General features: G+C 73.1%; 13 protein-coding genes. 10 read left to right on the forward strand and 3 right to left on the reverse strand.

Annotated features, from left to right (window positions below; genetic code table 11):
- Position 1: 1 nt before the first annotated feature.
- From CP973_RS15240 to CP973_RS15280, 9 genes are all read left to right on the forward strand, one after another.
- A complete protein-coding gene (locus CP973_RS15240) occupies positions 2-637 on the forward strand; it encodes a riboflavin synthase (RefSeq protein WP_150241032.1) in 636 nt (211 codons plus the stop codon).
- A complete protein-coding gene (locus CP973_RS15245; protein ID WP_150241033.1) occupies positions 634-1287 on the forward strand; it encodes a nicotinamide mononucleotide transporter family protein in 654 nt (217 codons plus the stop codon). Before CP973_RS15240 ends, CP973_RS15245 begins: the two co-directional genes overlap by 4 nt.
- Complete coding sequence (locus tag CP973_RS15250; RefSeq protein WP_150241035.1) at positions 1284-2585, forward strand: bifunctional 3,4-dihydroxy-2-butanone-4-phosphate synthase/GTP cyclohydrolase II; 1302 nt, start codon at positions 1284-1286, stop codon at positions 2583-2585. Before CP973_RS15245 ends, CP973_RS15250 begins: the two co-directional genes overlap by 4 nt.
- 67 nt (positions 2586-2652) lie before the next feature.
- Positions 2653-3138: a 6,7-dimethyl-8-ribityllumazine synthase gene (ribH, locus tag CP973_RS15255; protein ID WP_150241037.1), complete on the forward strand. Its 486-nt coding sequence runs from the start codon at positions 2653-2655 to the stop codon at positions 3136-3138.
- A gap of 35 nt (positions 3139-3173) precedes the next feature.
- Positions 3174-3443, forward strand: a complete 270-nt coding sequence (locus CP973_RS15260; RefSeq protein WP_150241038.1) for a phosphoribosyl-ATP diphosphatase — start codon at positions 3174-3176, stop codon at positions 3441-3443.
- 65 nt (positions 3444-3508) lie between these two features.
- Positions 3509-4357: an ATP phosphoribosyltransferase gene (hisG, locus tag CP973_RS15265; RefSeq protein WP_150241040.1), complete on the forward strand. Its 849-nt coding sequence runs from the start codon at positions 3509-3511 to the stop codon at positions 4355-4357.
- A gap of 85 nt (positions 4358-4442) precedes the next feature.
- Positions 4443-4907 (forward strand): PH domain-containing protein, encoded by a 465-nt coding sequence (locus tag CP973_RS15270; protein WP_150241042.1) that lies wholly within the window; start codon positions 4443-4445, stop codon positions 4905-4907.
- A 193-nt stretch (positions 4908-5100) separates the two neighbouring features.
- Positions 5101-6447 carry a hemolysin family protein gene (locus CP973_RS15275; RefSeq protein WP_150241044.1) on the forward strand — a complete coding sequence of 449 codons (1347 nt, stop codon included), beginning with the start codon at positions 5101-5103 and terminating at the stop codon, positions 6445-6447.
- Positions 6444-7637: a hemolysin family protein gene (locus tag CP973_RS15280; RefSeq protein WP_150241046.1), complete on the forward strand. Its 1194-nt coding sequence runs from the start codon at positions 6444-6446 to the stop codon at positions 7635-7637. Before CP973_RS15275 ends, CP973_RS15280 begins: the two co-directional genes overlap by 4 nt.
- 146 nt (positions 7638-7783) lie before the next feature.
- Here CP973_RS15280 and CP973_RS15285 read toward each other — a convergent pair whose 3' ends face one another.
- Positions 7784-8119, reverse strand: coding sequence for an ester cyclase (locus CP973_RS15285; RefSeq protein WP_244409504.1), 336 nt, complete (start codon positions 8117-8119; stop codon positions 7784-7786).
- Positions 8120-8209: 90 nt separating this feature from the next.
- On the opposite strand from CP973_RS15285, the gene CP973_RS15290 reads away from it, so the two are divergent.
- Positions 8210-8866, forward strand: a complete 657-nt coding sequence (locus CP973_RS15290; RefSeq protein ID WP_425281966.1) for a TetR/AcrR family transcriptional regulator C-terminal domain-containing protein — start codon at positions 8210-8212, stop codon at positions 8864-8866.
- 30 nt (positions 8867-8896) lie between these two features.
- On the opposite strand, the gene CP973_RS15295 is transcribed toward CP973_RS15290, so the two are convergent.
- Positions 8897-10804 carry an AAA family ATPase gene (locus CP973_RS15295; RefSeq protein ID WP_150241050.1) on the reverse strand — a complete coding sequence of 636 codons (1908 nt, stop codon included), beginning with the start codon at positions 10802-10804 and terminating at the stop codon, positions 8897-8899.
- Positions 10805-11258: 454 nt separating this feature from the next.
- A complete protein-coding gene (locus tag CP973_RS15300; protein WP_150243611.1) occupies positions 11259-11852 on the reverse strand; it encodes a uridine kinase family protein in 594 nt (197 codons plus the stop codon).
- Positions 11853-12194 lie beyond the last annotated feature (342 nt).

The following is a 12194-nucleotide window of genomic DNA, read 5'->3' on the forward strand; positions in this document are numbered from 1 at the left end:
CGTGTTCACCGGAATCGTCGAAGAACTGGGTGAGGTCGCCGCCGTCGAGCACCTCGGCGACAGCTCCCGGTTCACCCTGCGCGGCCCGCTCGTCACTCAGGACGCGAAGCACGGCGACTCGATCGCCGTCAACGGCGTCTGTCTGACCGTCGTGGACACCGGCGACGGCACCTTCACCGCCGATGTGATGGCCGAGACGCTCAACCGCTCCAGCCTCGGCGCCCTGGCCGCGGGCTCCCGCGTCAACCTCGAACGGCCGATGGCGCTCGGCGGGCGTCTGGGCGGCCACCTCGTCCAGGGCCATGTGGACGGCACCGGCACGATCGTCTCGCGGACGCCCGGGGAGCACTGGGAGATCGTGAAGGTCGCGCTGCCCGCCCACCTCTCCCGTTACGTCGTGGAGAAAGGCTCCATCACCGTCGACGGCGTCAGCCTGACCGTGGTCGAGGCGGCCGACGACTTCTTCACCATCAGCCTGATCCCCACCACCCTCGCCCTGACCACCCTCGGCACCAAGCAGCCCGGCGACCCGGTCAACCTGGAGGTCGACGTGCTGGCGAAGTACGTGGAACGGCTGCTGGACCAGGGCCGGAGCGCCGGGACGGCCGCCGCGGCCGTGGAAGAGAGCCTGCGGTGAACCCCCTCGACTGGCTGAACGCCCCGGCCTTCACCGCGTTCGGGCAGCAGGTCATCTGGTCCGACATGATCGGCAACAGCATCGGCCTGGCCGCCCTCGCCTTCGGCTGGCGGCGCTCCATATGGACCTGGCCCGCCCAGTTCCTCTCCGGCCTGATCCTCGTCTCCGCGTACGCCTACGCCCACCTCAGCGGCGGCGTCGGCAAGCAACTGCTGGTCATCGGCGTGGCGCTGTGGGGCTGGCGGCAGTGGCAGCGCGGCCGGCGGCAGGCCCAGGACGGCTCCATCGCCGTGCGCTTCGCCACCTGGCGCGAGCGGATCCTGCTCATCGCGGGCACCGCCGCCGGCACCGTCGCCGTCGGCTCGCTGTTCGCCCTCGTCCCGCAGCTGTCCTGGAACCCCTGGCCCGACGCGTACATCTTCGTCGGCACCCTGGCGGCGATGGTCGCCCAGGCCCGCGGCCTGGTCGAGTTCTGGTTCGCCTGGCTGCTCGTCGACATCGTGGGCGTCCCCCTGGCCTTCAGCAGCGGCCTGGCCTTCTCCGGCCTGGTCTACGTCGTCTATCTCGGCCTCGTCCTGTGGGGCATGCGCGACTGGTGGCTGCGTTCCCGTACGAATCCGCAGCCCGTCCTGGAAGGAGCGGCGGCATGACCGCACTGCAGAGCTGGTACGACCACGAGGGCGCGGTGGCCCCTGACGCCGCCCTGGCCCTGGACCCCGTCGAGCAGGCCGTCGCCGACATCGCCGCGGGCCGTCCGGTCGTGGTCGTGGACGACGAGAGCCGGGAGAACGAGGGCGACCTCGTGGTGGCCGCCGAACGGGCCACCCCGGAAATCCTCGCCTTCATGATGAGCGAGTGCCGCGGTCTGATCTGCGCCCCCATGGACGGTGCCGAGCTGGACCGCCTGGCGCTGCCGCAGATGGTCGAGCACAACACCGAGTCGATGCGCACGGCGTTCACCGTCTCCGTCGACGCGAGCGCCGCGCACGGCGTGACCACCGGCATCTCCGCCGCCGACCGCGCCACCACCCTGCGCCTGCTCGCCTCCGGCGAGGCCGCCCCCGCCGACTTCGTACGGCCGGGACACATCTTCCCGCTGCGCGCCCGCGACGGCGGTGTGCTGGAGCGCAACGGCCACACCGAGGCCGGCGTGGACCTCGCCCGGCTGGCCGGGCTGCGGCCCGCCGCCGCGATCGTGGAGATCGCCGGTGAGGACGGCACGATGCTGCGGCTGCCCGAGCTGGTGCCGTTCGCCCGCAAGCACGGCCTGTCGATCATCTCCATCGAGGACCTGATCGCCTACCGCCGCAGCTCGGAGCCGACGGTCCGCCGCGAGGCGACCACCCGGCTGCCCACCCGCCACGGCGAGTTCACCGCGTACGGCTACCGCTCGACCGTCGACGGCGTCGAGCACGTCGCGCTGGTGGCCGGGGAGATCGGCGACGGCGAGGACGTCCTCGTACGGGTCCATTCGGAGTGCCTGACCGGCGACATCTTCCACTCGCTGCGCTGCGACTGCGGCCCCCAGCTGGAGGAGTCGCTGCGCCGCGTCCAGGAGGCGGGCCGCGGCGTGGTGATCTACCTGCGCGGCCACGAGGGGCGCGGCATCGGGCTGCTGTCCAAGCTGCGCGCGTACGAGCTCCAGGAGCGCGGCCGCGACACCCTCGACGCCAACCTGGAGCTGGGCCTGCCCGCCGACGCCCGGGACTACGGCGCGGGCGCCCAGATGCTGGCCGACCTCGGCGTGCGGTCGCTGCGGCTGATGACCAACAACCCGGAGAAGACCGAGGCGCTCGTCCGGTACGGGCTCAAGGTCACCGGCCGCGAGCCGATGCCCGTACAGGCGGGCGAACACAACCTGCGGTACCTGCGTACCAAGCGGGACCGGATGGGGCACGACCTGCCCTGGCTCGACGCGGAGCGCGCGTCGGCCTGCGGCAACCAGTAGCACCCACACCCCGGCCGGACCCCCGGCCGTCCCACCCGTTACGTACCCGAACACCACGAGGAGAGCCGTGAGCGGCAAAGGCGCACCCGAACTGTCCGTGAAGAACTGTGGCGACCTGCGGGTGGCCGTCGTCGCCGCCCAGTGGCACGAGAAGGTGATGGACGGCCTGGTGGACGGGGCCCTGCGCGCCCTGTCCGAGCTGGGCATCGACGAGCCGACGCTGCTGCGCGTGCCCGGCAGCTTCGAGCTGCCGGTGGTCGCCAAGGTGCTGGCCGGCCGCGGCTACGACGCGATCGTGGCGCTCGGCGTCGTCATCCGCGGCGGCACCCCGCACTTCGACTACGTGTGCCAGGGCGTCACCCAGGGCCTGACCCAGGTCAGCGTGGACACCGGGGTACCGATCGGGTTCGGCGTGCTGACCTGCGACACCGAGGAGCAGGCGCTGGACCGGGCCGGGATCTTCGGCTCCACCGAGGACAAGGGCCACGAGGCGGTGACCGCCGCCGTCGCCACCGCCGCGACGCTGCGCACCGTCGCCGAGCCCTGGCGCTGAGCGGCGCTCCGCGACCGCGTAGGGTGGGGCCCATCATGTCCAAGAAGACGTTCGAGGAGCTGTTCACCGAGCTCCAGCAGAAGGCCTCCGGCGACCCCGCCACCTCCCGCACCGCCGAACTGGTCCAGTCCGGCGTGCATGCGATCGGCAAGAAGGTCGTCGAGGAGGCCGCCGAGGTGTGGATGGCCGCGGAGTACGAATCCGACGAGGCCGCCGCCGAGGAGATCTCCCAGCTCCTGTACCACCTTCAGGTGATGATGGTCGCCAAGGGCCTGACCCTCGACGACGTCTACGCCCACCTCTGAGCCGCCCGGCTCACCCCGCACCACCCCTTTCCCTGTCACCCCTCGTACGAAGGAAGTCACCTCTCATGCTGCGCATCGCCGTCCCGAACAAGGGTTCACTGTCCGAGCCTGCGTCGGCGATGCTCCATGAGGCCGGCTACCGCCAGCGCAAGGACCGCAGGGAACTGGTCCTGGTCGACGCGGAGAACGAGGTCGAGTTCTTCTTCCTGCGCCCGCGCGACATCGCGGTCTACGTCGGCTCCGGCAAGCTGGACATCGGCATCACCGGCCGGGACCTGCTGCTGGACTCCGGCGCGCAGGCCGAGGAGATCATGCAGCTCGGCTTCGCCGGCTCGACCTTCCGCTACGCCACCCGTCCGGGCACGGCGAAGGAGGTCACCGACTTCGACGGCATGACGGTCGCCACCTCCTTCTCCGGCCTGGTCACCAAGCACCTCGCCGACAACGGCGTGAACGCCTCCGTCGTCCACCTCGACGGCGCGGTGGAGACCGCCATCCAGCTCGGCGTCGCCGAGATCATCGCCGATGTGGTGGAGACCGGCACCACCCTGCGCAACGCCGGCCTGGAGATCATCGGCGAGCCGATCCTGAAGTCCGAGGCGGTCGTCATCCGCGGCAAGGACGCGCCCGAGGACGACCCGAAGGTCCGCCAGTTCCTGCGCCGCATGCAGGGTGTCCTGGTCGCCCGGCGCTACGTGATGATGGACTACGACATCCGCGTCGAGCACGTCGAGAAGGCCGTCGCCCTCACCCCGGGCCTGGAGTCGCCGACCGTCTCCCCGCTGCACCACGAGGGCTGGGTCGCGGTCCGCTCGATGGTCCCCGCCAAGGACGCCCAGCGCATCATGGACGAGCTGTACGAGCTCGGCGCCCGCGCCATCCTGACCACCGGCATCCACGCCTGCCGCCTCTGACCCGGCGGTCCGGCCGCCGCCGACGGGCGGCGGCCGCCTCCGCCGCCGGCCCGCGCCGGCGGCCCGTACGAAAGAGCCCAGCGACGTGTCCGCGCCCGCATCCACGCCCCTGCCCGCCCTCCCGGTGACGTTCCGGCCCGCCCGCACCCGGGCCGTGCTGTACGGCGTCGGCATCGCCCAGCTCGCCGTGCTCACGGTGATCGCCGTGCTGCTGCCGAAGCTGGGCCCCGGCGAGCGGATCAGCTTCGTGTTCACGGGGCTGCTCGTGCTCGGCGTGCTCCTGCTGCTCGCCCGCCCCAAGGTGGTCGCCCACCAGAAGGGCGTCACGGTCGTCAACCTCACCACCAAGCGCGAGCTGGCCTGGGCCCAGGTGCTTCGCGTCAACCTGCGCCAGGGCGACCCGTGGGTGCACCTCGACCTGGCCGACGGCACCAGCCTGCCCGCGATGGGCATCCAGCCCGGCATCGCGCGCGACCAGGCGATCCGGGACGCCCGTACGCTCCGCGCGCTCGCCGACAGCCACGGCACGGGCAGTCAGCCCAACGGGTGACCTGCCCGCACCGGGGCCCGGCTGATTACCCTGGTGCCCAGGGCGCGCCCGCGCCCCGCCCCGGCCCGGGGCCCCAGCGACCTGAGGAGTGACTCCCTCCAGCAATGGACGGATCGTCCGGTAGTACCTGCGCCGCCCCTCCCGCGGAACCCCCGCATCCGCGGGCCTTCCGCTCCCGCACGGAGGCGGCGGCATGACCGCCAGTCTGCTGCTGCTTGCGGCGGCACTCGTCCTGATCCTCGCCAACGGATTCTTCGTCGCCGCCGAATTCGGCCTGGTGACCGTGGAGAAGGCGGAGGCCGAACGGGCCGCCGCCGAGGGCGACCGGCGCGCCCGCACCGTCGTCTCCGCGCTGCGCGAACTCTCCTTCCAGCTCTCCGGCACCCAGCTCGGCATCACCATCACCTCCCTGGTGGTCGGCATGCTCGCCGAGCCCGCCCTGGCCCATCTGCTGTCCGCGCCGCTGACCGCCGTGGGGCTGCCGGCCGGCGCCGTACCGGGCATCGCCGTCGTCATCGGGATGCTTTTGGCCTCCGCCGTGCAGATGGTCCTCGGCGAGCTGGTGCCCAAGAACTGGGCGGTCTCCAAGCCGCTCCAGGTCGCCCGCTTCGTCGCGGGTCCGCAGGGCGCCTTCTCGCGGTTCTTCCGCCCGGTGATCTCCCTGCTGAACACGGTCGCCAACCGGCTCGTCCGGGCCCTGGGCGTGGAGCCGACCGACGAGCTGGCCTCCGCCCGCACCCCCGGCGAACTGGTCTCGCTCGCCCACCACTCGGCCCGCGCCGGGGTGATCGAGCAGGACACCGCCGACCTGTTCGTGCGCACCCTCTCCCTCGGCGGGCTGACCGCCGAGAACGTGATGACCCCGCGGGTACGGGTCAGCGCCCTCCAGGCGTCCGCGACCGCCGAGGACGTCCTCAACCTCACCCGCGCCACCGGCCTGTCCCGCTTTCCCGTCTACCGCACCCGGCTCGACGAGGTGGTGGGCATGGTGCACCTCAAGGACGCCCTCGCGGTGCCCGAGCACGAGCGGCTGCGCACCCCCGCCGGGCGGATCGCCGTACCGCCGCTCCTGGTGCCCGAGACGCTGCCGGTGCAGCCGCTGCTGGAGCGGCTGCGCAGCGAGCAGCCGATAGCCGTGGTCGTCGACGAGTACGGCGGCACGGCGGGCGTGGTCACCCTGGAGGACATCGTCGAGGAACTGGTCGGCGAGGTCCGCGACGAGCACGACCGGGCGGCCCTGCCCGAGCTGGCGCAGGCGCCGCCCGAGGACGGCCGTCCGGCCTGGGACGCGGACGGCGGCTGCCGGGTCGACACGCTGCGCCGGATCGGCCTGGACGCGCCCGACGGCCCGTACGAGACCGTGGCCGGACTGGTCGCGCACATACTCGGGCGGGTGCCCGCCCCCGGCGACACCGCCGAGCTGGACGGCTGGCGGCTGCGGGTGCGGCTGGTGTCCCACCACCGCGCCGCACGGGTCCGGATCATACGGACGGCCGGCGCCGCCGCCCCCGCCCCGCTGCTCGCGGAGGTGGCCCGGTGAGTTTCCTCCAGCTCCTGTTCGCCGCCTTCCTGGTCCTGGTCAACGGCTTCTTCGTGGGCGCCGAGTTCGCGCTCGTCTCGGTGCGCCGCAGCCAGATCGAGCCGCTGGCCACCGCGGGCTCCAAGCGGGCCCGCAAGGTGCTGCACGGCCTGGAGAACCTGCCGCAGATGATGGCGGCGGCCCAGTTCGGCATCACCGTCTGCTCCCTGACGCTCGGCGCGGTCGCCGAACCGACCGTGGCCCGCCTCCTGGAGCCCCTCTTCCACGCGGCCCACCTGCCGGAGCCGCTGATCCACCCGCTCGGCTACGTCATCGCCCTGGCCGCGGTGGTCTTCCTCCACCTGGTCATCGGCGAGATGGTGCCGAAGAACCTGGCGATGGCCGCGCCGGAGAAGACCGCGCTGTGGTTCAGTCCGGGCCTGGTCGCCTTCGCCCGCCTGTGCCGCCCGGTCACCGCCCTGCTCGGGGCGTGCGCGCGCGGTGTGCTGCGGCTGTTCCGTGTCGAGCCGAAGGACGAGGTGGAGGCGGTCTTCACGAGCGAACAGCTCACCCACCTCGTCGAGGACTCCAAGCAGGCCGGGCTGCTGGCCCCGGCCGAGCAGGAGCGCCTGTCCGACGCGCTGGAGCTGGGCAGCCGCCCGGTCACCGACGTGCTCCTGGACCCGGCCGGGCTGGTCACGGTCGGTCCGGCGGTCACCCCGCGGCAGGTCGAGGAGCTGACCGTCAAGACCGGCTACTCCCGTTTCCCGGTGTCCGCGCCCGGCGGCGCGTACATGGGCTACCTGCACGTCAAGGACGTACTGGACCTGGAGGAGGGCGACCGCGCGGTGCCGCAGCACATCTGGCACCCGATGACGACGCTGCGCGCCGAACTCCCCCTGGACGACGCGCTGACCGCGATGCGCCGGTCCGCTTCCCACCTGGCCGCCGTCGCCGACGCGACCGGGCGGGTGCTGGGCCTGGTCGCGCTGGAGGACGTACTGGAGAAGCTGGTGGGGGAGGTGCGCGACCCGTCGCACCGGCAGGACGATCTGCCGCCCGTGGCGGCGTTCGGCGCGCAGGGCACCCGGGTCCCCGAGGTGCCGGGGCTCTCCGAGACACCGGGGCTCTCCGAGGGGCCGGGCGACCGGCTGTCCGGGCCGCGCGGCGAGCCGGGCCCCGCCCGGGAGGACCGGGCGCTGGCGGGGTGAGCCGCCCGTGACGGAAGGGGTGAGCCCGCGGCCGGTCCGCGGGCTCACGCCGTTTCCGGCCAGTCCCAGCCGAGCTGCGCGAACATGCCCAGGCGGTCGCTGACCGCCCGGATTTCCGTGATCTTCCCGGCCCGTACGGTGAAGATCTATATCTGCTCCACCGCGAACCGCCGGCCGGTGGGCCGCGGCATCCGCGGGTGTGCCCCCGTGTGCACCCCGCTGACCAGCAGCCGGGCCACCACGCGGTCGCCTTCGGCGATCAGCTCGCGCGGCTCCGTCCGCACCGCGGAGAAGGCGTCGAGCTGCTGCCGGAAGCCGTCGAAGGCGGCGCCCGGCGCGTCCGGCTCGCCATGGATGATCTTGTTGTGGTCGATCACGTCCGCCGCGAGGTACGCCGGCAGATCCGCCGTCCGCCGTGCGTTGATCGCCGCGAACAGGCCGGTGACGAGCTGCTTGTTCCGGTCCGTGCGGGTCGTGTCCATGCCCCGGCGCCTCTCTTTTCTTACGCTGTAAGTAACGAACTGCCGGGTAGAATCGCCCTTACGCCGTAAGAAAGTCAAGGAGGGGTGGACGTGGCCGAGGGGCGGAAGCGGGCGCGGGGCGAACGGGCGGGGCTGTCCCGGCAGCGGGTGCTGGACGCGGCACTCGCGCTGGTCGACCGCGACGGCCTCGCCGCCCTCTCGATGCGCCGCCTCGGCGCCGACCTCGGCGTCGAGGCCATGACGCTCTATCACTACGTCCCGAACAAGGACGCGTTGCTGGACGGCCTGGTGGAGCGGGTGTTCGAGCAGGCGGCGCCGCTCACCGCCGACGGCGCGCGCTGGCGGCCCGCGCTGGAGCAGTACGCCGGGTCGCTGCGCCGCACGCTGCTGCGCCACCCCGCCGTACTGCCCCTGGCGATGAGCCGCCCCGCGGTGACGCCGCAGACCCTCGGCGCGGTGGAGAGCGGCCTGCGGATGCTCCGGGACGCCGGATTCCCGCTCGGCCGGGCGCTGGACGTACTGAACGCGCTCACCGTCTTCGTCATCGGCCACGCCGCCGTCGAAGCGGCCACCGCCCGCGTCAACGAGCAGGGCGCGCCCGGCTCAACGGCGTACCTTGCGCAGTTGGACGCGGACCGCTTCCCGCTGCTCGTGGAGGCCGGGCGGGGCGGCCACGGGGCCGACGACGCGGCGCGCTTCGATCACGCCGTACGGGCACTGCTGGCAGGCTTCGAGGGCGGGGCCTAGGGCGCCCGCGATGCCGGGCGCCCGGTGGCGTCAGAGCGGCGGCGGCATGTCCGGGCCCGGTCCGACGGCCGGGCCGCGGCCGGAGAGGACCTCGCCGTACGCCTGCATCAGGTCCGGCAGGCGCAAGGTGGCCAGGTCGTCGCGGGACGGGGTGCCGGACCAGGTGGACAGCCGCAGGTCGCGGTAGGCGCAGCTCTTCTCGTACAGGGTGCGCAGGAAGCGGCCGTTGCCCAGCTCGTCGATCCAGCCCTGCTCGACCACATGGCCGCTGATGCTGCGCAGCTCCTCCAGCGACTCCTCGTCCCAGTGGTCGCCGTTCTCGGCGGCCAGCACCTCGCCGATGGCGGTCAGCTCCGGCGGCCGGTAGCTCGGGAAGTCGACGCGCGAGGTGAAGCGGGAGGACAGGCCGGGGTTGGCGGCCAGCAGGCGGTCCATGCCCTCCGGGTAGCCGGCGAGGATGACGACGAGCCGGTCACGGTTGTCCTCGGCCCGCTTGAGCAGCACTTGCAGGGCCTCGTCGCCGTACGCGTCGCCCTTGCTGTACGCGGAGTTCGACAGGCTGTACGCCTCGTCCACGAACAGCACCCCGCCCAGCGCCGAGTCGATCAGCTCGTTCGCCTTCACGGCGGTCTGCCCCAGGAACTCGCCGACCAGGTCGGCGCGTTGTGCCTCCACGAGGTGGTCGCCGCCCAGCAGGCCGAGCGCGTAGAACACCCGGCCGAGTATCCGGGCCACGGTGGTCTTGCCCGTGCCGGAGGGCCCGGAGAAGACGAAGTGTCGTTTCGGCGGCTGCACCGGAAGGCCCTGGCCCGCCCGCAACCGCGCCATCCGCAACTGCGCCGACAGCGCCCTGACCTGACGCTTCACCGGCTCCAGCCCGACCATCCGCTCCAGCTCGGCGAGCGCCTTCTCCAGCAGCACCGGGTCGGACGGGCCGGCCGGCAGCTGGTCGGCGCCGCGCGGCCCGCCGAGCGCGGCCTTCTCCCGTACGGCCGGACCGGCGTCCCCCGGGGAGCCGCCCGCCAGGTCACTGTCCGGGCCCTCCGGCTCGGTCGTGGCCAGCAGCTCCCGCCCGTCCACCGGATCGAGCGGGGAGAGCGGGTCGAGATCGCCGCCCGCCTCCTGGCCGAGGCCGGAGGCGGACACGGCCGCCAGGTCGGCGCCCTCCTCCAGGCCGTCGCCCTCGGCTATGGCCGCCAGCCGGGCCGAGGTGTCCATGAACGCCGGGTCCACGCGGTGCACCGCGCGGTACAGCGGCAGCGCCGCCGCGCTGCGGCCGGTGCCCTCGTGGGCCCGGGCGAGCCAGTACCGCAGCTCCTTGCGCTGCGGCTGTTCGCTGCGGCAGCGCATCAGGGCGGCCGCCAGCAGCGGCTCGGCCTGGCCGTACATCTCCTGGCGCACCCGCGCCATGCCGCCGAACAGTCCGGCCTCGATGCCGAGCAGCGGGTCGTCCAGCAGCGGCTCGGTATGTCGGACGAGCTGGTCCCAGTCCTTGACGAGATAGGCGCGGCAGGCGTGCAGGAAGCGCACCTGCGGGTCGGTGTCCACCGGCGGGCAGCCCGCCAACGCCTGGTCCAGCTCGGCCACATGGCGGCCGTCGAGCCAGTGCGAGGCGTGCGCCAGCAGCAGGTCGCGGCCGGTCTCCAGCACCGGCTGCACCCACCAGCCCAGCCAGTACCAGGAATTGAGCGTGCGCCGGTGCCTGGCCCGCTGTTCCCCGAAACGATCACGGTGCCGGTGCATGCGCAGCAGCGCGGTCGAGGTGTCCGCACGCAGCGCGTGCAGGCCGAGCCAGCCGTCGGCCATCGTCGGATCCATCCGCACCGCGGCCCGGAACTCCTCCTCCGCCTGCGGGTACGCGCCCACCGTGTAGGCGTCCACCGCGCGCAGCCAGGCGAGTTCGGCCGGGGCGTGTGTGCCCTGGGTGCCGAAATCCATCACGTCCCCCACAAAACGTCCCCCGTGGTGTGCCGCCGGGCGAGTGCCAGGCCGCAGCGTGTTCGAACCGTCGTACCGTGGACGGGCGTTGCTCGCCGTCCGGGCTCTTCGATGTGCGTCCTTCGGTGGCACGGACTCGCATCGTACCTGCGGTATCGGCGCAGGCCGAAGAGGGCGGCAGGGGGGAAGACGAGGCTCCGCGGCGCGAAGGAAGCGGTGACATAGGGTGAGGGACGGACGGCCTGTGCCGTGCGCCGAGCGCGCGGCACAGAACGAAGCCCCCGATCACGGGGGAACAACCGGGGGCTTCGCGTCTGCGGGCGGTCCGTCAGAACCGCACATTGAGAACGTAAGACCTGTACGCCCCCCAGGTCAAGCCGAGTTGAGGCAGTCGGTGGTACGCGCACGGCGACGATCTGCGTACGGCCGGTGGTTCGTCACGGACGGTGACAATTCAGGGGGTACCGCCCGCCTCACCCGGCCCCGGCAGCACCTCGTACCCCTCGGCGCACCCGCGCACCAGCAGGCCGGCGTGCGGACGCGTGGGGTCCGCCGCGAAATGGGCGCGTTCCGCAGGGATCCAGTCATCCCAGAACCCTTCGAGGGCCGGTCCGTCCCGCAGCCGTCCCCGTTCCCAGGAGTGACCAGCCGTCAGGTCCATCCACAGCAGGCACGCGAGGTACGGGCGCAGGGCGCGCCGGCCCGCGCCCACACCCTCCACGACGACGGCGTGCGCCGGTTCCAGCTCCCGGCGCGCGGTGAACTCCCTGCGCTCCCAGTCGTACACCCGGTACCGCGCGCGCTCCCCGCGCGACAGCGGCGCCAGCACCTCGGCCCGGAACCGGTCCGTCCAGGCGAACAGTTCGTCGTGGGTGGCGATGTCGTCCAGCTGGACGACCGGCGCGTGGTCCAGCGCCGCGGCCAGGTGCCGCGCGAAGGTGCTCTTCCCGGACCCGGCGTGCCCGTCCACCGCGATCAGCCGCACCGGGCCGCAGGACGGGGGCAGCGCGCGCAGCCGGGCGGCGAGGGCGTCCAGCCCGTCCGGCACGCGGGACGGCGCCGCCCCGGACGGGAACGGCCGGAACGGCTCTTGACTCACGCTGCTGCCTGTCTGACGGGGCTGATGGAACGCGGCAAGATTACCGGTACGGGGCTTCCGGCCCGGGGGCGTCCCGGCCGCGCACCCCGCCCCGGGCGCCCCCCGGCTGCCGCAATCAGATGATCCCTTCCGCGACGCGCGACGAACCGCTGGCCGAAGGGCGTGCGCGGGGCAATAGTTGAGCCACGGCCGCCGTACGGGCAGCCCCCGGACCGCCCGTGCCCGGCCCACCGCACCGTCCGCTCCCCGCCCGACCGGCGGCCCGGCCCCACCGGCCGCCCGCCCGACCGC

Origin of the sequence: Streptomyces albofaciens JCM 4342 (genome assembly GCF_008634025.1) — a bacterium.
GTDB classification, from domain to species: domain Bacteria; phylum Actinomycetota; class Actinomycetes; order Streptomycetales; family Streptomycetaceae; genus Streptomyces; species Streptomyces albofaciens.